Genomic DNA, 20,203 nt, shown 5'->3' on the forward strand with positions numbered 1-20,203 from the left:
TATCAGCCCTGATCCAGCCAATCGGCAGCGGCCCGACCGGCCCAGCGGCCAGTGGCAAGACAGGCTGTCAAAAGATACCCCCCGGTCGGCGCTTCCCAATCCAGCATCTCACCGGCGCAGAACACGCCCGGCATGGTCTTCAGCATCAGCCCGTCACCCAACGCGGATCGTGTCACGCCACCTGCCGTCGAAATGGCCTCATCCATCGGTCGCAGCCCCGCGTGCAGGATTGGCAGTTTCTTGAGGACCGCCACTTCGCCGGGCAGCGGCAGATGACTTCGTTTTGCCATCTCGTGAAACACGGCAATCTTCTGCGGTGACAGATTCAACGACTTTCTCAACCATTGCGAAAGTGTGGTTTTCGATTTTCTGGAAAACCAACGCGCCTGCAAGGACTGCTGTTCCAGGTCTGGCACCAGATCGACAAAAAGTAGCTGCCCTTTGCGCAAAGCAGGGGTGAGAGTGTAAAGCCCCCCTCCCTCCAGCCCGGTTGCCGAGATCGCAGCCTCGCCGCGGCTATCCAGGTCACCGGCCTTCCACCGAACCGACTTCAGCGCCGCCCCGAAATGTGGCTGCATATGAGTGCTCCAGTCCACCGACAGGGCTGAATTCGCAGGTTCAAACGGTGCAAGTTCCACGCCCCTGCCGGAAAGGACTTGCGTCCAATGACCATCCGATCCAAGGCGGGCCCAGCTGGCCCCACCCAGCGCAAGCACGGTTACAGCAGCAGTCAGGTTTTGCGGCCCGTCCGGTGTGTCGAATACCAGCGCATCAGCTTCCCAACCTTTCCATCGCCAACGGGTTTTGATCTCAACCCCGGCTGCGCCCAGTCGCGCAAGCCATGCGCGTAGCAAAGGCGACGCCTTCATGGCCTCGGGAAAAACCCGCCCGGTAGAACCTGTAAATAATGTCTGTCCCAGTCCACGCGCCCAGTGCTGCACGGCTTGCGCATCAAAGGCGGTGATCATCGGGCGCAACCAGTCCGCCGCATCGGCATAAGACCGCATCAGTGTCTCAGGCGGTTCGTCCTTTGTCAGGTTCAGCCCCGATTTACCTGCCATCAGAAATTTGCGCGCAACCGAGGGCTTGGCTTCGGCAACCAGCACGGAATGCCCGGCCTCGGCCAGTTGCTCGGCCGCCATCAACCCTGCGGGGCCTGCTCCGATCACGACTGCCTGCGCCATTCGCACCCTCTTGCCTTCGCCATCCATCGGCGCAAGTTTCAAACCAACATGGCGAACAACGATCCGATCTGCCCGCTCTGCGACCGCCCAATCCCCAGCGGGGGTGGCAGCCTGCATCATCTGATCCCAAAACTCAAAGGAGGCAAGGGCGGACCCACCGTCCTTCTGCACCAGATTTGCCACAATGAAGTGCATGCCACTCTGACCGAGGCCGAACTTGCGCGCAGTTACAACACGGTCGCAGCCTTGCGCGCGCATCCCAGGCTTGAGAAATTCCTGATCTGGGTGCGTAAACGCCCACCCGGATTTCGGTCGAAAGTTCCGGGCAAGCGACGCAACAGGTGATCAGCCCGGCAGAACCGGATCGCCAAAGGCGTCTTTCAAAGGTGCGGCCAACCCCTCGACTTCTATTCCCCGGTAATCCGGTACGGGCGCAAACTGCGCACCCGCAAGATGCTGGAACTCCAATGTCGTATACGGTCGCTTCCACAACCATTCGCGATTCTCGACGTCCCACAAATCGGGGTTTGGAGGGGTTTCGTCGGTAAAGGCGTAGAAATGCAGATCAAAGCCATGGGGGGCCACCTCCTGCATCGACAGCAAGGACATACCTTGCGCGCGCCAAAACGCGTCCTCACCCGCGATATCACCGGTCCGAAGGGTTATCTGACCGATCCGGGCCTGCGCAAACGGAGCATCCGGATCTGCCACCTGCGCCGGTTTGTTGCCTTCGAAATCATGCTGCAGCAATTCGATGACAAACCCTTCGGGATCAGCCAGATGGCACATGTACCCGATATCCAAAAACTGGCTCGGCGCGCTTACCGCAGTACCCAGCGCGCGCAAATGCGCTGCCGCAAGATCGACATCAGGGACGGTAATTCCGATCTTCCAATATCTTTGGCCCCGGTCATGGGTGTATCCGCCGCCACCCGGCAGCAGCAGAAGGTCCGCATCTTCCGAGTTGTAGCCGACGCGGCAACCTGACCCCTGCGGGTAAACCCGCATACCCAGAACGTCGCGATAGAATACTGCCAGTCTTTTCGGGTCAGTGACCCGCAACCGAATGGCCGAAATCCTCATGAACACATCCTTGCGATGTCCTTGGCAATAACGGGGTCAGCGTTCACGCTGTCTGTCACAAGCTCACGCGCGGTTTTCATCAGGTGATCGGATTCGACAATCCGATCAACCAGACCAAAGTCATACGCCTCTTGCGCGGTGATCTTCTGACCTGACATCAGGATCAACTTGGTTCTGGCCGGACCCACCAATGCCGCCAACCGTTTCGGATCGGACGGTTGCGGCAGAAACCCAAGCTTCATCACCGGATAGAAAAACTTGGCCGTTGGCACCGCAATGCGAAGGTCACAGGCCAAAGCCATGCCATTGGCCCCGCCAGCCAGAGTACCGTTCAATGCCGCAATGGTCAGGCAGGGCAATGCGGCGATGGCACCGGACAGTCTTTCCCAGACGTCAGAGGTGGCCAGACCGGCGCGCGCCTCGTCCAGATCGGCCCCGGCGCTGAACACTTTGCCCGCGCCCGTCAGGATCAGCGCCCGCGCGCTGGTTGCGGCCTCGGCAATCCCGGCCAGTTCATTCAGCATCGCTCCGGTCAGGGCGTTTGCCTTTTCGGGATTGTTGATCGTAACGACCCACAGGCCATCCTCTTTCGTCAGGTCGATCATATCAACCCGACCCTTTTTCGGATGTCTTCCAGGCGCAGCGAGATTTCCGTTCCCAAGTATTCGTCCGCGTCCTTGGAACACATCCACAACAGGGCACGTGCTGGCCAATCAGCAGGAATATGCGCTTCCCAATCCAGTTGACTGACCGGATTGATGCCGCTTGCCTTGATGGACCGCTGCATATCCGTGGCAACCGTCCCCGGCGACAGCCCCATTGCGCGAATGCCGTGCTGGGCTTCTTCCAGATGCAGGCATTCCGTCAGCATTTTTGCCCCGGCCTTTGACGCGCAATAATGGCTCCACGCCTCAACCGGGTTGGACGCCGCGCCGGACGAGACGGTCAGAATGCTTCCGCCCCCGGCGGCCCGCATCACTGGCAATGCCGCACGCATCCCGTAGAAAACGCCTTTGAGGTTGATGTCGATGGCTTTGCTCCAGGCCTCAGGATCGGCGTTGGAAAGATGAAAGATCGGATCGATCACACCGGCATTGCCAATCAGAACATCCAGCCCGCCGAACCGATCCACACATGTGGCCACAGCCTGCTCGACCTGCGCGAAATCGCTGACATCGCAGGCCAGCGCGATGGCCTGATCACCCAGTTCAGCGGCCAAGGCGTCTATCTGATTTCGGCTGCGGGCCACCAATGCGACATTGGCACCGGCTGCGGCAAAAACGCGCCCCGCTTCGGCCCCGATGCCGCGGCTGGCCCCGGTTATCAGAACTGTTTTCCCCTGCATTCGCCTCTCCTCACGCATTGTTATTGATCCCGGCAACAGCCGTAACGCGGAAACGGGGAAATGGTCCAGCCCTTGCCCCCTTGACGATAGGTGCCACAACCCCGACCATGCGCCGCAAATTGATCAAGAAGGGTTACCTTATGTCCGTTTTCCTCCACCGCAGCTGCGGTGCTGTTCTGGCCTATGCCGTCGCGACCCAGGGCGCGTTCGCCGACCTTACAGCAAATGATGTCTGGTCCGACTGGCAAAGCTATTTCACATCAATGGGCTACACCGTTACAGGAGACGAAAGCATCGCCGGTGACGTCACCACAATTTCGAACATGACACTTTCTTTGACCTTTCCGGAAGAAGACGGGAAGTTCCAGATGGTCATGCCGGAAATGACGCTGACCGAAAATGGTGACGGAACCGTTACCATCGGATTGCCCGAGAGCTTTCCCATGGAGGTCACGGGAACAGCCGACGATGAAGAGTTTGCAGCCAAAGTGATTTATTCGCACAGCCAGCTTAACATGGTCGTTTCGGGTACACCCGAAGACATGACCTATGACTACACTGCTGACAAACTGGGCATTGCGCTGGATTCGATTGAAGTTGATGGCGAACCGCTGCCGAACGAGGTTTTCAGCATCGCGATCGAGGCAGGTGATCTGGCCGGTCGGTCGCGGATGCAAATCGGCGAACACCGAAACATCACCCAGACATTCAACAGCGATACACTGACCTATAACCTGAACTTTCAGGATCCGGAAAGTGGTGAAAGCGGGCTGATCAATGGCCAACTGGGCCAACTGGCCTTTGAAGGCAAAAACGTGATCCCACTGGATTTTGACATGTCTGATCCGCAGGCGTTTTACCAAGCGGGTTTCGCCTTTGATGGCACGTTTACCTATGCATCCGGCAGCACCGATCTGAGCGGGACCAGCGAAGGCCAGGCGTTCTCGATGAACAGCACCTCGGAGGGTGGGCACTTTGCCGCCAGCATCGACGCCGAGCGCATCGCCTATGACATCGCGCAGAACAGCACCAAACTGGCGGTGACAACAGCGGATCTGCCGTTCCCGATCGAGTTGTCCATGGCCAGTGCAGGGTTGAACTTCGAATTCCCGATCCAGCAATCGGACGAAATACAGCCCTTCGCCTTTGGCCTCAACATGACCGATTTCACCATGTCTGATGTCCTGTGGGGCATTTTTGACCCGGCAGGCGCGCTGCCCCGCGATCCGGCGACAATCGCACTGGAAACGACCGGCACGGCAAAAGTTCTGATGAACATCTTCGATCCAGAAATCGACGTTGAGTCGGATGAGGCTCCGGGTGAGTTACATTCGCTGAAAATCAGCCAGCTTCTGGTTTCGTTGGTTGGTGCCAAACTGACCGGTGATGGCGATTTCGCCTTCGACAATTCGAACACAGAAGAGTTTGGCGGAATGCCTAGCCCAAGCGGCGTGGCAAACCTGGAACTTGTTGGCGCCAATCAGCTGATCGATACGCTGATCGGCATGGGCCTCATTTCGGACGACGATGCGCTGGGCGCGCGGATGATGATGGGTCTGATGGCTGTCCCCGGCGATGAGCCTGACACCCTGAACTCGACCATCGAATTCACGGAAGACGGTCAGATTTTGGCGAATGGCCAGCGTATCAAGTGATACCTATCTGAAAGGGCCGCGCAGTGCGGCCCTTTCCATTCCTGTGAACCTTGTGCCAAACCCGGTAGCGGCATGGATTTATCCCGATCCACACAGCACAATCCGGTCACAGGTCTTGCGGGGCGGGCGGTGCAAGGCTAGGTCCTTGGCAATCAACCCGGAGACCTCATGACCCGCTCACCAGAAGAAATCAGCCAACAATTGCTCGATGTTGCTCGCCGGGCAGGCGCAGAAGCGGCAGATGCCATCGTTCTCGAAGGGTCCTCGGTCTCGGTCGATGTGCGGGGCGGAGCACTGGAACATGCGGAACGCTCGGAAGGCGCTGATCTGGGCTTGCGTGTGTTTCTGGGCAAGCGGTCAGCCATTGTGTCCAGCTCTGACAGGCGCCCGGAAACCCTTGCGGCGATGGCCGAACGCGCCGTGGCCATGGCAAAAGAAGCGCCCGAAGATCCCTATTCCGGGCTGGCGGACAAAAGCCAACTGGCCAGTGACTGGGATATTCAGTCACTGGAATTGCTGGACTCCGCCCCGGCCCCGTCCGCAGAAAGCTTGATGCAGGATGCGCTGGCCGCCGAGGCCGCAGCACTGGCGGTAAAAGGCGTCACGCAGGTGTCGGATGCGGCTGCAAGCTATGGAACGCACCGGGTGCATCTGGCGGCTACAAACGGGTTTTCCGGTGGGTATGAGCGCAGCAGCCGATCCATCTCATGCGTTGCGATCTCGGGTGAAGGCACCGGGATGGAGCGCGACTATGACGGTGACAGCCGGACGTTTCAATCCGACCTGCGCGACGCGGCTGAGATTGGGCGCACAGCAGGGGAACGCGCTGTGCAACAGGTTGGCGCGCGCAAACCGGCGACCGGCAGTTTCCCGGTGTTGTTTGATGAACGTATCTCGTCTTCGCTGATCGGGCATCTTCTGGCCGCCAACAATGGGGCCGCGATTGCGCGCGGCGCGTCTTGGCTGAAGGATTGCCTGGGGCAAGACGTGCTGCCCGCGCATCTGTCACTGATCGAAGATCCGTACCGCCCGCGTATCTCTGGCTCGCGCCCATTTGATGCCGAAGGTCTGCCCACGCAGCGCCGGGTGATCGTGGAAAACGGTGTCCTGACGGGCTGGACACTGGATCTGTCGAGTGGCCGCAAGCTGGGAATGGACTCAACAGGCAACGCTGCGCGCGGTGTGTCCGGCCCACCCTCACCCAGCAACTGGAACCTGAGCCTTACGCAGGGAACCCGCAGTCGCAACGATCTGTTGCGCGATATGGGCACCGGTTTGCTGGTCACGTCCATGATCGGATCGACGATCAACCCCAATACGGGCGACTATTCCCGTGGTGCATCAGGTTTTTGGGTCGAAAACGGTGTGATCACGCATCCTGTCAACGAATGCACAATCGCAGGCAATCTGCGTGATATGCTGCGGCGGATCATTCCCGCCAATGACGCCCGCCCATATTTGTCGCGCGTGGTCCCGTCGCTGTTGATCGAAGGAATGACACTTGCCGGCAACTGATCTGCCCCTTCTGATTGAGGCCGCGATTGAGGCCGGCAAGATCGCTACACGCTATTCCGGGACGCAGGCACAGCGTTGGGACAAACCCGGTGGCGCCGGTCCGGTGACCGAGGCCGATCTGGCCGTCAACGCGATGCTGGAAGAAAAGCTGTGCGCTGCGCGACCGGGCTATGGCTGGCTCAGCGAGGAATCCGAGGATTCGCCCGAGCGGCTGGACCGCAGCAATGCCTTTATCGTCGATCCGATTGACGGCACCCGCAGCTTTACCGAAGGCGCGCGCACCTGGGCGCATTCGCTGGCTGTTGCAGTGGATGGCATTGTGACTTCCGCCGTAATCTATCTGCCGATGCGCGACTTGCTTTATGCTGCCGCGCAAGGTCAGGGCGCAACTCTCAACGGGCAAAAGATCACGACGTCGAAAACGTCTGAGTTATTGCAGTCGCAGGTTCTGGCCGCCAAACCAAATCTGGACGCACAGCACTGGCGCAATCAGAATGTTCCAGCCTTCCACCGCGCGTACCGTCCCTCGCTTGCCTATCGCATGGCGCTGGTCGCGCAGGGGCGGTTCGATGCCATGCTGACCCTTCGCCCAAGCTGGGAATGGGATATTGCCGCTGGCGATCTGATCATCCGAGAGGCAGGCGGCGTCAGTTCAGACCGTTTGGGTCATCCTCTGATCTTCAACAATGCCCACCCCAGGCTGAATGGCGTAATCGCCGCCAGCACCGCAATCCATGCGCAACTGTCTGCTCAGCTGGACCCGATCGGGCCCGGAATCAGCGCATGAGCAAACCGCGCTCATTAAGCCTTGCCGCTTATCGGGTGCTGTCCTGGAGAATGCGGAACGGCGTTGGTGTAAAAACCGACCTGCCACGCCCCGAAGGCGAGGTCGTGTGGATGCACGTCGCCACGCCAGACCGCCTGCGGGCGGTGAGTGATTTTTGTCGCCGGTTGCTTCAGTCCCGATCCAAGCTGCATTTTCTACTGACCGCTCCGCCGGACGCGGATCTGTCTGCCTGGCCGGAATGCAGCTTTCCCCTGATCAACCTGCCTCAGGAACAGAGCGGGGCCGCGCGTGACTTTATCGAATACTGGCGCCCAGGTATCGGGATTTGGGTCGGCGGTGATTTGATGCCCAACATCATAACCCGAGCCGATGAACAGGCTGTACCCCTTGTGTTGTTTGACGCCCAGTTTACCGTTGCACTGTCCCGGAACGCGCGCTGGCTGCCAGACATAACCAGAGTGACCTTTAGCTGCTTTCGCAAGATACTGACTGCAAATTCTGAAACCGCCCGTCACATCCGGAGACTTGGCATCCCGTTTTCAACAGTCGAAGAATCGCCGCCTTTGCGCATCAGCCCAAATCCAAGACCTTGGCCAGAAGACGAGCTGATCGAAACCAACCACACGCTTGCAGGGCGACCTGTTTGGTTGGCTGCCTGGGTGCAGGACAAAGAGTTCATTTCGGTTCTGACAGCACATCGTCAGGCATTGCGCCTTTTGCACCGGCTGGTTCTTGTACTTCACGTCGCCGACGTTCACGAAGCTGCCCCCCTAAAACGGAGGCTGGAGGCGATGGATCTACGCTGTGTCAACTGGGACGATGGCGACTTGATCGAAGACAGCACGCAGGTCGTTCTGACTGCGGACCCAGAAAATCTGGGGTTGTGGCACCGTGTGTCGGCAGTGACGTTCATGGCCAGTTCACTGGAACGCGGTGCAGGCGGTCAGGACCCGTCCGACGCAATCGCGCTGGGGTCTGCCATAATTTCTGGACCATTCGTGCATCGCCATCACGAGCTTTACGCCCACCTGCAACAGGCAGGCGCAGCCAAGGAGGTCAAGTCAGCAACCGAGTTGGGCGATGCCGTCGTACAGCTTCTGGCACCGGACCGCGCCGCTGACATGGCTTTGGCAGGATGGCAGATAATCACCGAAGGTGCGCCGCAGGCAGACACCCTCATCGAAATGGTGCAGGATATTCTGGACGAGAGGAGCGCAGATCATGCGGGCACCTGATTTCTGGAACACTCCTCCGGACCAGCCGGATCTGAGGGCACGGCTGCTGGCCCCGCTGGGCCGCTTATATGCCGCAGCGACAGCCCGCAGGATTGCCTCGAAATCGGGGGAAAATCCCGGTGTGCCCGTGATCTGCATCGGCAATCTGAATGCAGGTGGAACCGGGAAAACGCCCACCGTCATCTGGACCCTCGAACAACTGGGTAATGCCTGGCACAAGCCCCATGTCGTGACACGAGGACATGGCGGGTCACTGGAAGGCCCGGTGCAGGTCGATCCGGGCAGGCATACCGCAGCCGAGGTGGGGGACGAGCCGCTGTTGCTGGCGATGTTTGCCGAGGTCTGGGTTGCCAAGGATCGGGCGGCGGGTGCGCGTGCAGCGGCCGCGGCGGGGGCAACAGTGATCGTTCTGGATGATGGTTTTCAGAACCCTTCGGTCGCCAAGGATTTCTCGATTATCGTTGTGGACGCCCAGCGCGGATTTGGAAACGGATTATGCCTGCCAGCCGGTCCATTGCGAGAGCCGGTCGATACCGGCCTGCAACGGGCCGATCTTGTACTGTCCTTGGGGGAAGAGGCGGCGCAAAAGGTATTTTCCGACAACTGGAAAGGCCGGTTGACCGTTCCTCATGTCACCGGGGCAGTCGAACCCCTGCAAACCGGTATGGATTGGTCAGAAACGCGTGCGTTGGCGTTTGCAGGAATCGGCTATCCCGAAAAGTTCTTCCAAACCCTGCGTCGGTTGGGTGTGGATCTGGTCCGGGCCGAGGCGTTGGACGATCACCAACCGTTGACACAGGCCCTGATGACCCGGCTGGAAAACGAGGCGCGTTTGCTGAGCGCTCAGATGGTCACCACCGAAAAAGACGCCGTTCGCCTGCCGCCCGCTTTCCGAAGCAAGGTGATCACTTTGCCGGTTCGGCTTCAGATTTCAGACGCCGACGTGGTCAGGGACATGCTTTTGAAAACCGTCCCTTCACCAAAGTAACTCAGGCTGGCCCCCGGTGGCGCCAGCCGGGTTCGGGTCAGCTGCCGAGCTCTGCTTCGATCAGCTTTTTGAAGTCCGCGTAGGACTGATTGTCAACTTTCTTGCCGTTCACGATGAAGGACGGGGTTGCCTGAATTCCATCGCGTTCAGCGTTTTCCTGATACCACGCGGCCAATGTCCGCGCCTTGGTGCCATCCTGCAAACAGGCCTCAAGCTGGTCGCCATCAATACCTGCCAGACGACCAATCTTGCGCAGTTCATCGACGATCTCGGCCGGGCCACCTGCGCGCGTCCATTCTGCCTGACCTTCGTAAATCAGATCAGTGATGCCAAAGAATTTCTCGGGGCCGGCACAGCGGGCCACCATCGACGCCCACAGACCGTAGCGATCAAAATAGACCTCACGATAGGTGAACTTGACCTTGCCGGTGTCAATGAAATCCTTCTTGAGCTGTTTATACGCGCTCTTGTGGAAATTCGCGCAATGCGGGCAGGTGTAGGATGCGTATTCGATGATTTCGACAGGCGCCCCTTCGGCCCCCTGAACCATGTCAATGATTGTGGATGTATCCAGGTCCGCCTCTTGCGCCTCGGCGGCACTGACCAGCGGAAAACTTGTGTTGGAATTTGACAGCGACACCCAATAGCCGCCAGCGGCCACGGCGACGGCCGCGCAGATTACGGTTGCAATACGGCTCATTCTCAGCCCTTTCTCAGCGTTTCTGTTTGGATAAAACGTTGCGCCCAAGACGTTCAAGGGCCGCGCGCAAATCTTCATCATTTACACTGCGTGACACTTTGTCTGCCTCGGCAGCAATCTCAGGTGCAATCTCGGGTATTGCCTGTTTCGGTTTATGGTCGAAACTGGCCTGCCCCTCGGCAAATCCGGTCGGAGCGGTCTGGGTGATCCGGACACGGCTGATGGCATTAAAGCCGTAGACCGCGTTCACTTTACCACGCAGCTGTTCCTTCTGCATTTCCAGCATCGGGGCCTGCGGGCCTGTAGTCAGAACGGTCAGGGTCGCGCCGAAACCGCCTTTGCCATAGCCGACACTGACTGGGCGCGCGATGGCGGCGGTATCCTGACCCACGATCTCGGCCCAATGGGTCAACAGACGTGAGACAGCAAAGCCCCGGCTTTCCCCGGCACGCCTGATCTGGTCATTCAGCAAAGACGCGGTGCGCTTGAACCCGCGGGTTGACGAACGTCTGCGTTGCATCTGGTTTCCAACTCCTGCGCCGCTATTGTAATAGGCAGAACACCGGGTGCCAGCGAAACCTGACAGGGAGACGAATAAAACTTGCGTGATTCCTTTGAATTCACCGCCAGCGCTGCGCTTCTGGAGTGGTATGACCACAACGCTCGCGCCATGCCATGGCGCACAGGACCGGCAGAGCGCGCCGCCGGGGTGCGTCCCGACCCCTATCGGATCTGGTTGTCCGAAGTGATGTTGCAACAAACGACTGTAGCAGCAGTGCGGGATTACTTTCTGCGCTTCGTGACACGTTGGCCTACGGTTCAGGCGCTGGCCGCCGCGCCGGATGATCAGGTCATGGGGGAATGGGCCGGTCTTGGCTATTACGCGCGTGCGCGCAACCTCTTGAAATGCGCCCGCGCTGTGACACGGGATCACAATAGTCAGTTCCCCGATACATATGCTGCGCTGCTGACGTTACCCGGCATCGGCCCTTATACGGCTGCGGCAATCTCGGCCATCGCCTTCGATCAGCCTGAAACGGTTCTGGATGGCAATGTCGAACGCGTCATGGCCCGATTTTACGACATCCACGCGCCGCTGCCCGGCTCGAAACCCCTGCTGAAGGAAAAAGCCTCAGCGCTGACACCTTCTTCTCGGCCCGGTGATTACGCACAGGCGGTCATGGATTTGGGGGCCACGATATGCACGCCGAAATCCCCGGCATGTGGCATTTGCCCGCTGCGCGAACCATGCGAAGCGCGGATCGCGGGAACACAGGCTGATCTTCCCCGAAAAACACCGAAAAAGCCCAAACCCACCCGTCGCGGTCACGTTTATATTGTGCGCATGTCAGATGGGGCCATGCTGCTGGAGCGCCGACCGGACAAAGGTCTGCTGGGCGGAATGCTGGGCTGGCCCGGAACGGAGTGGGTTGACGATCCGGTCGAGCACCCCCCGCTTGCGGCAGATTGGAAAATGGTGCCGGGCGAGGTGCGCCACACCTTTACGCATTTTCATCTGATTTTAAGAATCTGGGCCGCGGAAACCACCGGTCAGGATGTTCCCGAACACTTGATCGCAGTGGGAAAGCACAGCTTCCAACCCAGCGACCTGCCCACGGTGATGCGCAAAGCCTATGATCTGTGGAAAGGACAATAAGACCGCTGTGCATTCCTTGGCCTCGCGGCTAGGCTGTTCCCATCTAGCAGGAGCACCAGAGATGAACGCAACAGTCTCGTTGGCACGCTGGCAATCAGCATCACCCTTCTGGGTGTCCCTGCTGTTGATCCCGCTGATCTGGTTCACTGCTTTCGCGGGCGGATGGTGGGTTTTGCTGATCCCGATCTCGACCTGGTGGGTCTTTGCCGTGCTGGACCGGATCACCGGGCTCAACGTGGAAAATGCGGACCCCGAGACGCCGGACGGCGATCTGCAACGGTACATCCTGCTGACCAAGCTTTGGGCACCCCTTCAGTTCCTTACCCTGTTTGGCCTGATCTGGTACGCGAGCCACGGCAGCCAGCTTTCGACGCCTGAGAAAATCGGCCTGTTCTTTGGCATGGGTGTTATCTCGGGTACGGTCGGTATCAATTACAGCCACGAGCTGATGCATCAGAAAAGCCGTTGGGAACGCTGGCTGGGCGATATCCTTCTTGCAATGGTGCTTTATTCTCATTTCCGGTCCGAGCATCTGCTGGTCCATCACCGTTATGTAGGAACGCCACGCGATCCGGTGACGGCGCGATACAACGAAGGGTTTCACCGCTTTTACCCTAGGGTGTTGCGGCAAAGTCTGGTCTCGGCCTTCATCGCCGAACGCGGAAAACTGGCCCGCAAGGACCGACCCTGGACCGACCGCTCCAACCCGTTCTGGCGTTACTGGGCGTTGCAATTGGGGATGCTGGCACTGGCGTCGCTGATCGGAGGCTGGTCAGGTCTGGCCCTTTTTCTGTTGCAGGCCGGTGTCGCGATCTGGCAGCTGGAATTGGTCAACTACGTGGAACATTACGGCCTGACCCGGAAACATCTGGGGGACGGGCGGTATGAACACGTCCTGCCCAGGCATTCCTGGAACGCATCACAGAAGGCTTCAAACTGGTTGCTGATCAATCTGCAACGCCATTCGGATCACCACTACAAACCAAACCGCCGGTTTCCGCTGCTTCAACACCACACGCCCGAAAAGGCACCGCAACTGCCCTTTGGCTATCCCGTCATGACTGTGGCTGCGATGATCCCACCGCTGTGGCGGCGGGTCATGAACCCGCGGGTCCGGGAATGGCGACGCCAGTACTACCCAGAGATCACCGATTGGCACGCCTATAACAAGGCCCTGAACCCGGTACCTGATGCGTAACCGATGCGCAGCCCTGCCCATCAGGCTCGGCGCTTAGGGTGCTGTTCTGGTGGGGTGTACGGTCCTCAGCCTTTCATCACCCAGATATCCATCGGTGTTTCCACGCCGCGCACGGATTGATCGGTAAGCTCTGCAAAACCAGTCATGGCGACCGACGCAGACTGGTTTTCCTCTGCAATCCGCACGCGCACGGCATCACTGACCACGATACGCGCCTGCAAGTCACGCGTCAGCGCCTCGAGCTTGGCTGCGACGTTGACGGCATTCCCGATGACAGCAAATTCAAGCCGGTTCGCACCAATGTCGCCCAATACGACCGAGCCATAATGCACCCCAATCCCGACGCGGATTTCCGGCTCTCCCGTCCGGCGGCGGTCCAGGTTCCATCGATCAATCACGCCGACCATCGCGCGTGCGCATCCCAGCGCATTGCTTGCGTCCAGCGGTGTAGGCACCGGGGTGCCAAAGGTCGCCATCAGACCATCCCCCAGATACTTGTCCAGGGTTCCGTGGTGGCGAAAAACCTCGGTTTCCATGCGGGCGTGAAAGCCTCGCAGCACTTCGATCACATCATAGGGGTCACGCCCGGCCGCGTATTTTGTAAACCCGACGATGTCGATGAACAGAACGGCCACATTCTCTTTTCGGACCCGTTTCAGCGGCTCGTCATTCTGGCTCAGCTCCTCTACCACGTTGGGCGAGAAATAGCGTGACAGGTTGGCCCGTTCCCGTTCCAGCCCTGCGTTGCTCATTAATAGCCGGTTCAGCCGCTGCATCGAAATGCCCAAAGTCACGGCCACCATCATGAACACGATCACCTGCTGGATGCGCTGAGGCGCCATGAAACTGTTCGGATCCAGAAGCTCGGCAACATCTGGGTAGCCTTGCAGGGCGGCTGCAACTTTTTCGCTGATCCCCGGAATAGGCGTTGCGACCCACGACGCAACGATCCAACCGATCGTCCACATCATCGCCGTCCAGGTTCCGATGGCGATCACGGTCCGCCAGGAATAAGCCAACGTGCCTGCGGCCAGAATGACGAAGAAGTACTGAAAGTTGTCGAACCGGTATTGCATGGCCAATGGCCTGACATCATCGCTGAAGGGATTGGGCACGATCATCCCGAGCGTCATGATCAGCAGGTCGACGAAAATCAAAAACAACTCGCCCCGCGATTGCCCGACACGACCTGCACGGCGGATCAACCACCCGTTGCCGCAGATCAGCAGCAGAATGAAGTGATACCAAAGCACCTCCCATTGCGGGTTCAGAAAAATGAGCAGCACCGCAGTCAGCGCCATCGCCACCCATCGCGCACGCACAGCCAGTTCCAGACCCTCGCGCTTGTGCCGTTCCAACGCAGCCTCGGTATATTTGTTGTCCAGATCAAACGCATCGGGCTGGGTGAAAAACAGGCTTCGGCGGGGCTGTGCGGTCGTCTCGGTCATGGCCGTGGTCTTTCTTGCAGAGGCTTGGCAGCCTTATGCAATCACTGTTGAAGGCAAAACAAAAGACCCCGCCGGTTGATCGGCGGGGCAAGGTATAGTGCCATGTGTCAGGCCACAGGCACCGGCGGTGTTCGTGAATTCAGTTGTGCATTTCTGCGCGGATCTGTTGCCGCAGGATGTCAATCGGTACGGTCTTGCCGTCCCGTTTGAAGCACCAGTATGTCCAGCCGTTGCAGGACGGTGCGTTTTCCAGATGCGCGCCGACCTGATGGATTGACCCTTTGACATTGTCGCCCACCAGCGTTCCGTCCGCACGCACCTTCGCCTTGTGACGTTGGTTCATGGAATAGAGCTCTTCACCCGGGCGCAACATTCCGCGTTCGACCAGCTGACCGAATGGCACGCGTGGCTCGGCACGTTTGCTGGCGCTGACTTCCAGAGCTTCGCGATCAAACTTGCGGACCTTGGCGATGCGTTTTTCAGCCACCTTGCGATAGCTTTCCTCTCGCTCGATACCAATGAACTCGCGCCCCAACATCTTGGCGACGGCCCCGGTGGTTCCGGTACCAAAGAACGGGTCCAGCACCACATCGCCGGGGTTGGTCGAGCCGACCAGCACGCGGTGCAACAGCGATTCCGGTTTTTGCGTCGGATGCGCCTTGTCGCCGTTTTCGTCCTTCAGGCGCTCATGCCCGGTGCAAATCGGCAGCACCCAGTCGCTGCGCATCTGCACACCTTCGTTCAGAGCTTTCAGCGCCTCATAGTTGAAGGTGTATTTCGCGCCTTCGCGCTTGGACGCCCAGATCATCGTTTCATGCGCATTGGTGAACCGCTTGCCGCGAAAATTCGGCATCGGGTTCGACTTACGCCACACAACGTCGTTCAGGATCCAGTATCCGGCATCCTGCAGCGCTGACCCCACGCGGAATATGTTGTGATAGGACCCGATTACCCAGATTGCACCATTGGGTTTCAGCAGACGATGCGCCGCCTTCAGCCATTCGCACGTAAACTGGTCATACGCTCCAAAACTTGCGAACTGATCCCAATGATCATCCACCGCATCGACCTGCGAATTATCCGGACGATGCAACTGACCTTTCAATTGCAGGTTATACGGCGGGTCCGCAAAAATCAGATCCACGGACGCCTCGGGTAGACTGTTCATCACATCGATGCAGTCCCCGGAGAGAATCGTGTTTAAAGGGAGCGCTTTTGCGCCCTTTTTGGTGGTTGTTGTCATATCACTGCCTCAAGTGTCCACGGCGCTTTTGCGCTCATTTGGTTGAGACAAGGATGAGTCAAAGTCGATTCGCCGTCAAATTCTTTTTTGAATCAGCGACTTACGATTTACTCTTGATACAAGATATTGTGCACCGGTTTGAACGAACGCCTATGGTGTGGGGTCACGCCAAGATTTCGCAGCGCTTCCTTGTGTTGTTTTGACGGATAGCCCGCGTTGGTTTCCCACCCATAACCCGGATGCTGTTGCGCTAAATCCACCATCACCTGATCGCGCCAGTTTTTCGCCAGGATCGAAGCAGCCGCGATCGACACCGACCGTGCATCGCCCTTCACAACGGCCTGTGACGGAATTCTCAGACCCTGCGGTATCAGGTTGCCATCAATCAGCAGAAAATCAGGTGCCGGGGTCAACGCCTCCACCGCGCGCATCATCGCCAAGTGCGACGCCCTCAGAATATTGACTTCATCAATTTCGGCGACAGAAGCATCGGCTACCGCGAACTCCGCAGTGTTTCGGATCTCAGCGTCCAGCGCAGCTCGGCGTTTTGCGGTCAGCTTTTTTGAGTCATTCAAGCCGTCAGGAAAGTGCTTCGGGTTCAGAATCACGGCGGCAGCCACAACCGGCCCGGCCAATGGGCCGCGCCCGACCTCATCCACACCGGCGATACGGATGTGGCCCATGTCCTGCAGCGCCTGCTCAAGTTCGAAGTTTGGCATTGTCATTCCCTTGGAAAACCGCGTTTCGCGTAGCACCGCAAGAAGAAAAGAAAGGGCGGCCCACACCACCCTCTCTCTCACGGCACTTCTTTGGCGCCCTTCCTGCTCAACCCAAACTACTGATAAACGACGCGGTATCCCTTCTGGCGCAGGCATGCAGGTTCATAGGCCTGCCTGACCTTATTGCCATTCCAGAAACCGACCTTGCACTCTTGCGGCAGGCTATTGGCATGTTTGTAATGTTTCTCGAGACATTTCGGCCCAAGCAGTGGATGATCCTGCGAATACCCATCATAGGTGCGCAGGCAGCGCTGGGGCAGGTCGTAACGCGCCACATGCGGCGGCAACGGGCGCACTGGCTGCGCCACATATGGTGTATGGGAATAGGTCTGTTGACGCGTCGCCCGGTCCTTTTTCTTTTCCTTGTTATAGTAATGAACACCGGCACCTATAATTGCGATGGCCGCAAGCCCCCCTAGAATGTCCTTTGCGTCGGCCGCCTTCGCCTGAGAAGCTGAAACACCGGTAATCGCAACTGCGGTTGCAATGATCAAAGCGATGAATTTCTTATGCATGATGCCTGTCCTTTCGGATGTTCGTGCGACCGTATGACGGACCGCGTGCTGATTGCCCTGAAAGTGGGGACACCTGCCCCAGACAAGCAATAACGGCCCGGTGTTATCGGATATCAGGTGCCGCAATCCCCTTGAGTTATTGAATATCGTGGCAACTCATGCGCAGGATGCGGCCTATGAAACAGATCCTCTCTTCTCTGACCTTTGCGGCCCTGTTATCGCTTGGTTCTGCTGCGACAGCGGCAGATTGTTATGCGGACTACAAAGCCAAGAAGGACAACCCGCTGCGTTTGCATTACGGCGTTATGCAGGTCACAAACTGCGACAAGGGGCAGGCCCGGGCAGAAATCGCCCAGCGCCTGAACGCATCAGGTTGGACCTTGCTTGAAGTGCAGTCCGTTTTCGGGCCGGAAGGGTTGGATCAGAGGAAAGGCAATGCCGGACAATTCTATCTCCGTTTCTGATGCACGCCGGTCGGGTGTCCGCCTGGTTGTGCTGGGCATCGCGGCCATTGTCGTCATTCTGATCACCGCTGCCGTTTTCCTGTTCTGGACCTTGCCGGACGCAAATGCGTTCAACGCTCGTGTCGAACGGCTGTTTGTCGAGGCCGATCTGACGTCACAGACCGAGATTCGCCTGCTTGAAATTCTGGCCCAATCGGGCACCGCGTTTGCTGACACCCTGTCCAGTTACCGGATGGTGATCTATGTGTTGCTGGTTTTTGCCAGCGCGATGATGATCTCGGCGTTGGTCTTTCTGGTGATGCTGGTCTTGTTGAACCGGCGCATGGCGCAGATCGAACGTACCGGCATTCAGGTGACGTCGCTGCTGATCAGTCGCGAAGAAAACACTGTTTACCTTAACAACATGGATTTCAAACTGACACCCGCCGCCATGGAAACCCTGTCGATTCTGGCGGAATCCCGGTTGGATGACGAGGTGTTGTCCGGCGCCCAGATCGAGGCCATGATTTCCGGTCGCGATGCTGCCGATTGTGACGAAGCCGCTGGCGCAACACGGATCAAACGGTTGCGCGATGCGCTTGGCAACCAGATGGTTAGCGAACTGCTGGTCAAGAATATTGCCAAGAAGGGGTACATGCTGTCGATCGAGAAGGACGTCATTCAAATGGTCTGATGTTTTGACGCGTCGCTCGCACCCGGTAAATTCCCGTTGCAGCCTCTTGGAATGTCAGATGGAAAACCCCATTCTAAACAAACCCCAGGCAGAGGAGGTCGCTTATGAACGTCCACGCCGCGCCACAGATGAATGGATATGGAATCTCGGTTGAGTCGCTGGATGGCAGGATTGCCATTTACCGGAACGACATTCTTTTGGCTGAAAGCACAAACGCAAAGGTGATGTATGAAACGCGTTTGCCGCCAACGATTTACGTTCCCCGCGCAGATGTTTGTGTGGATCTGAGCGAAGAAACAGACCTGCAAACATTCTGCCCGTTCAAAGGCACCGCTACTTACCACGACATCCAATTGGCCTCGGGGCCTCTGACCAATTCCGTCTGGGCTTATGAACAAGCCCTGCCGGAAAGCGCGGATATCCGGGGATGTATCGGGTTTGTGTCCGGCGCCTACACCCGGATTGACCTGGGCGACAATCGCCTGCGCGAGCCGGACGACGGCAATATCAGCGGACCTCTGATCGACTGGCTGATGCGCGGTGCTTCGGCCGCGACTACGCCCGAAAGCTTTACCAAGGCATTGGCCGAGAAGATGCTGGAGCACGGCATCGCCATCCAGCGGCTGAGCATTCTGGCATGGTCCTTGCACCCCCTGATCGCGGGCAAACACTATATCTGGGAAAAGGATCAGGACGAGATTCTGACCCGCGCCCCGACCTACGAAATCTATGATCACCCGGCTTTCATCAACAGCCCGTTGCGCCATGTCTCGAACGGGTTAGGCGGCGTACGGCAAAGGCTGAACGACGATAACCCGCATAACAGCTTCCCGATCATGGAGGAGTTGCGGGCCAAGGGTGCCACCGACTATGTCGCGATGCCGTTGCCCTTCTCTGACGGGCGGACCAACGTTCTGACGCTGACCTGTGACCACCCCAACGGCTTCACCACCGAGAATCTGGGCCTTGTGTTCGAATGCTCCTCGGTGCTCGCCCGCTTTTACGAAGTGTTCATGCAACGCGAGAATGCGCAGGTTTTGCTGGAAACATATGTTGGAAAACGCTCTGGCGCACGCGTTCTGGGGGGCGAGATCCGGCGCGGTGACGGGGATGAGATCGACGCGGCAATCATGTTCTGTGACCTCCGCAACTCGACGAGCCTCGAAGAGAAACTGGGTCGGGGCACGTATATCTGTGTTTTGAACGAGTTCTTTGAAACCGTCTCGGGTATCGTTCACGAGAACGAAGGCGAAGTTTTGAAATTCATTGGTGACGCTGTTCTGGCGGTATTCCCGGCAACCGATGAAAACGCCAGCGCGGCCCGTGCCAACGCACAGCGCTCGGCAATCAATATCGTCGAAACATTGGGTGAGTTGCGCAAAGCAGGTACCGGCTTACATTGCGACTGTTCGATTGGCGTGGCTTATGGGCGCGTCACTTATGGCAATGTGGGCTCTCGTGAACGTCTTGATTTTACGGTTATTGGACAAGCGGCCAACATAGCCGCGCGGTTGGGCGAATATGGGAAAACCGAAGGGCATCGCATAGTCGTTTCCGAAGATATCGAGCCTGCCTGTTCCAACGCCTTGCCATTGGGCGCGGTCAACCTGCACAACGTGTCTCGACCCGTTGTATGCTACGCTTTGCACACCACGGCCGACGAGATTTTGAACGGTTAACATGTGGTTTGTGCAGGTTAAACGAGAGACGTCGGATACTTGATTGCGGCCCGGG

Annotated in this window: 21 protein-coding genes; 11 read left to right on the forward strand and 10 right to left on the reverse strand. The window is 58.3% G+C overall.

Annotation, left to right across the window (positions count from 1 at the left end; all coding sequences use genetic code 11):
* Positions 1–2: 2 nt before the first annotated feature.
* On the reverse strand, positions 3–1,184 hold the full coding sequence (locus tag AC2FLU_RS14500; protein WP_496809483.1) for a TIGR03862 family flavoprotein: 1,182 nt from the start codon (positions 1,182–1,184) through the stop codon (positions 3–5).
* A gap of 48 nt (positions 1,185–1,232) precedes the next feature.
* Here AC2FLU_RS14500 and AC2FLU_RS14505 point away from each other — a divergent pair, with 48 nt between their 5' ends.
* A complete protein-coding gene (locus tag AC2FLU_RS14505; protein WP_496809484.1) occupies positions 1,233–1,529 on the forward strand; it encodes an HNH endonuclease in 297 nt (98 codons plus the stop codon).
* Here the strand turns inward: AC2FLU_RS14505 and AC2FLU_RS14510 are convergent, their stop codons facing one another.
* From AC2FLU_RS14510 to AC2FLU_RS14520, 3 genes are read right to left on the reverse strand one after another with little or no spacing between them, the layout of a single operon-like run.
* Positions 1,530–2,267, reverse strand: a complete 738-nt coding sequence (locus tag AC2FLU_RS14510) for a VOC family protein (protein ID WP_496809485.1) — start codon at positions 2,265–2,267, stop codon at positions 1,530–1,532. It lies immediately after the preceding gene.
* On the reverse strand, positions 2,264–2,872 hold the full coding sequence (locus tag AC2FLU_RS14515; RefSeq protein WP_496809486.1) for an enoyl-CoA hydratase/isomerase family protein: 609 nt from the start codon (positions 2,870–2,872) through the stop codon (positions 2,264–2,266). The genes AC2FLU_RS14510 and AC2FLU_RS14515 overlap by 4 nt, the downstream gene beginning before the upstream one ends.
* Entirely contained in the window at positions 2,869–3,612 is a 744-nt protein-coding gene (locus AC2FLU_RS14520; protein WP_496809487.1) for an SDR family oxidoreductase, read from the reverse strand. The genes AC2FLU_RS14515 and AC2FLU_RS14520 overlap by 4 nt, the downstream gene beginning before the upstream one ends.
* Before the next feature lie 140 nt (positions 3,613–3,752).
* Here AC2FLU_RS14520 and AC2FLU_RS14525 point away from each other — a divergent pair, with 140 nt between their 5' ends.
* The 5 genes from AC2FLU_RS14525 (at position 3,753) to lpxK (ending at position 9,792) form a co-directional block, all read left to right on the forward strand.
* A complete protein-coding gene (locus AC2FLU_RS14525) occupies positions 3,753–5,267 on the forward strand; it encodes a DUF2125 domain-containing protein (protein WP_496812022.1) in 1,515 nt (504 codons plus the stop codon).
* A gap of 168 nt (positions 5,268–5,435) precedes the next feature.
* Positions 5,436–6,782, forward strand: a complete 1,347-nt coding sequence (locus AC2FLU_RS14530) for a TldD/PmbA family protein (protein WP_496809489.1) — start codon at positions 5,436–5,438, stop codon at positions 6,780–6,782.
* On the forward strand, positions 6,769–7,569 hold the full coding sequence (locus AC2FLU_RS14535; protein ID WP_480517865.1) for an inositol monophosphatase family protein: 801 nt from the start codon (positions 6,769–6,771) through the stop codon (positions 7,567–7,569). The genes AC2FLU_RS14530 and AC2FLU_RS14535 overlap by 14 nt, the downstream gene beginning before the upstream one ends.
* A complete protein-coding gene (locus AC2FLU_RS14540; RefSeq protein ID WP_480474159.1) occupies positions 7,566–8,804 on the forward strand; it encodes a 3-deoxy-D-manno-octulosonic acid transferase in 1,239 nt (412 codons plus the stop codon). Before AC2FLU_RS14535 ends, AC2FLU_RS14540 begins: the two co-directional genes overlap by 4 nt.
* Positions 8,791–9,792: a tetraacyldisaccharide 4'-kinase gene (gene lpxK, locus AC2FLU_RS14545; protein WP_480474160.1), complete on the forward strand. Its 1,002-nt coding sequence runs from the start codon at positions 8,791–8,793 to the stop codon at positions 9,790–9,792. The genes AC2FLU_RS14540 and lpxK overlap by 14 nt, the downstream gene beginning before the upstream one ends.
* Positions 9,793–9,829: 37 nt before the next feature.
* Here the strand turns inward: lpxK and AC2FLU_RS14550 are convergent, their stop codons facing one another.
* Positions 9,830–10,492: a DsbA family protein gene (locus AC2FLU_RS14550; protein WP_267365070.1), complete on the reverse strand. Its 663-nt coding sequence runs from the start codon at positions 10,490–10,492 to the stop codon at positions 9,830–9,832.
* A 13-nt stretch (positions 10,493–10,505) separates the two neighbouring features.
* Positions 10,506–11,012, reverse strand: a complete 507-nt coding sequence (locus AC2FLU_RS14555) for a DUF721 domain-containing protein (RefSeq protein WP_496715317.1) — start codon at positions 11,010–11,012, stop codon at positions 10,506–10,508.
* 81 nt (positions 11,013–11,093) lie between these two features.
* Between AC2FLU_RS14555 and mutY the strand changes: the two genes are divergently transcribed.
* Positions 11,094–12,149, forward strand: a complete 1,056-nt coding sequence (gene mutY / locus AC2FLU_RS14560; protein WP_496809490.1) for an A/G-specific adenine glycosylase — start codon at positions 11,094–11,096, stop codon at positions 12,147–12,149.
* Positions 12,150–12,210: 61 nt separating this feature from the next.
* Positions 12,211–13,347 (forward strand): alkane 1-monooxygenase, encoded by a 1,137-nt coding sequence (locus AC2FLU_RS14565; protein WP_496715320.1) that lies wholly within the window; start codon positions 12,211–12,213, stop codon positions 13,345–13,347.
* 65 nt (positions 13,348–13,412) lie between these two features.
* Here AC2FLU_RS14565 and AC2FLU_RS14570 read toward each other — a convergent pair whose 3' ends face one another.
* From AC2FLU_RS14570 to AC2FLU_RS14585, 4 genes are all read right to left on the reverse strand, one after another.
* Positions 13,413–14,795 (reverse strand): adenylate/guanylate cyclase domain-containing protein, encoded by a 1,383-nt coding sequence (locus tag AC2FLU_RS14570; protein ID WP_480555015.1) that lies wholly within the window; start codon positions 14,793–14,795, stop codon positions 13,413–13,415.
* Between the two features lie 139 nt (positions 14,796–14,934).
* Complete coding sequence (locus tag AC2FLU_RS14575) at positions 14,935–16,038, reverse strand: site-specific DNA-methyltransferase (RefSeq protein WP_496809491.1); 1,104 nt, start codon at positions 16,036–16,038, stop codon at positions 14,935–14,937.
* 107 nt (positions 16,039–16,145) lie between these two features.
* Complete coding sequence (gene rnhB, locus AC2FLU_RS14580; RefSeq protein WP_496715324.1) at positions 16,146–16,763, reverse strand: ribonuclease HII; 618 nt, start codon at positions 16,761–16,763, stop codon at positions 16,146–16,148.
* 110 nt (positions 16,764–16,873) lie between these two features.
* Positions 16,874–17,332: a hypothetical protein gene (locus AC2FLU_RS14585; protein WP_480474168.1), complete on the reverse strand. Its 459-nt coding sequence runs from the start codon at positions 17,330–17,332 to the stop codon at positions 16,874–16,876.
* 176 nt (positions 17,333–17,508) lie between these two features.
* Here AC2FLU_RS14585 and AC2FLU_RS14590 point away from each other — a divergent pair, with 176 nt between their 5' ends.
* From AC2FLU_RS14590 to AC2FLU_RS14600, 3 genes are all read left to right on the forward strand, one after another.
* Positions 17,509–17,796 carry a hypothetical protein gene (locus tag AC2FLU_RS14590; RefSeq protein ID WP_209505003.1) on the forward strand — a complete coding sequence of 96 codons (288 nt, stop codon included), beginning with the start codon at positions 17,509–17,511 and terminating at the stop codon, positions 17,794–17,796.
* Positions 17,768–18,469 (forward strand): winged helix-turn-helix domain-containing protein, encoded by a 702-nt coding sequence (locus AC2FLU_RS14595; protein ID WP_267365085.1) that lies wholly within the window; start codon positions 17,768–17,770, stop codon positions 18,467–18,469. Before AC2FLU_RS14590 ends, AC2FLU_RS14595 begins: the two co-directional genes overlap by 29 nt.
* Positions 18,470–18,573: 104 nt before the next feature.
* Positions 18,574–20,148: a DUF427 domain-containing protein gene (locus tag AC2FLU_RS14600; protein WP_496715325.1), complete on the forward strand. Its 1,575-nt coding sequence runs from the start codon at positions 18,574–18,576 to the stop codon at positions 20,146–20,148.
* Positions 20,149–20,203: the final 55 nt, after the last annotated feature.

The sequence above is a fragment of the Ruegeria sp. SAZD013 genome, assembly GCF_059612525.1.

Coding starts and splice junctions, on each gene's coding strand:
- AC2FLU_RS14500 (WP_496809483.1), bottom strand. CDS start 1,184: ATGGCGCAGGCAGTCGTGATCGGAGCAGGCCCCGCAGGGTTGATGGCG.
- AC2FLU_RS14505 (WP_496809484.1), top strand. CDS start 1,233: ATGGCGAACAACGATCCGATCTGCCCGCTCTGCGACCGCCCAATCCCC.
- AC2FLU_RS14510 (WP_496809485.1), bottom strand. CDS start 2,267: ATGAGGATTTCGGCCATTCGGTTGCGGGTCACTGACCCGAAAAGACTG.
- AC2FLU_RS14515 (WP_496809486.1), bottom strand. CDS start 2,872: ATGATCGACCTGACGAAAGAGGATGGCCTGTGGGTCGTTACGATCAAC.
- AC2FLU_RS14520 (WP_496809487.1), bottom strand. CDS start 3,612: ATGCAGGGGAAAACAGTTCTGATAACCGGGGCCAGCCGCGGCATCGGG.
- AC2FLU_RS14525 (WP_496812022.1), top strand. CDS start 3,753: ATGTCCGTTTTCCTCCACCGCAGCTGCGGTGCTGTTCTGGCCTATGCC.
- AC2FLU_RS14530 (WP_496809489.1), top strand. CDS start 5,436: ATGACCCGCTCACCAGAAGAAATCAGCCAACAATTGCTCGATGTTGCT.
- AC2FLU_RS14540 (WP_480474159.1), top strand. CDS start 7,566: ATGAGCAAACCGCGCTCATTAAGCCTTGCCGCTTATCGGGTGCTGTCC.
- lpxK (WP_480474160.1), top strand. CDS start 8,791: ATGCGGGCACCTGATTTCTGGAACACTCCTCCGGACCAGCCGGATCTG.
- AC2FLU_RS14550 (WP_267365070.1), bottom strand. CDS start 10,492: ATGAGCCGTATTGCAACCGTAATCTGCGCGGCCGTCGCCGTGGCCGCT.
- AC2FLU_RS14555 (WP_496715317.1), bottom strand. CDS start 11,012: ATGCAACGCAGACGTTCGTCAACCCGCGGGTTCAAGCGCACCGCGTCT.
- AC2FLU_RS14565 (WP_496715320.1), top strand. CDS start 12,211: ATGAACGCAACAGTCTCGTTGGCACGCTGGCAATCAGCATCACCCTTC.
- AC2FLU_RS14570 (WP_480555015.1), bottom strand. CDS start 14,795: ATGACCGAGACGACCGCACAGCCCCGCCGAAGCCTGTTTTTCACCCAG.
- AC2FLU_RS14575 (WP_496809491.1), bottom strand. CDS start 16,038: ATGACAACAACCACCAAAAAGGGCGCAAAAGCGCTCCCTTTAAACACG.
- rnhB (WP_496715324.1), bottom strand. CDS start 16,763: ATGACAATGCCAAACTTCGAACTTGAGCAGGCGCTGCAGGACATGGGC.
- AC2FLU_RS14585 (WP_480474168.1), bottom strand. CDS start 17,332: ATGCATAAGAAATTCATCGCTTTGATCATTGCAACCGCAGTTGCGATT.
- AC2FLU_RS14590 (WP_209505003.1), top strand. CDS start 17,509: ATGAAACAGATCCTCTCTTCTCTGACCTTTGCGGCCCTGTTATCGCTT.
- AC2FLU_RS14595 (WP_267365085.1), top strand. CDS start 17,768: ATGCCGGACAATTCTATCTCCGTTTCTGATGCACGCCGGTCGGGTGTC.
- AC2FLU_RS14600 (WP_496715325.1), top strand. CDS start 18,574: ATGAACGTCCACGCCGCGCCACAGATGAATGGATATGGAATCTCGGTT.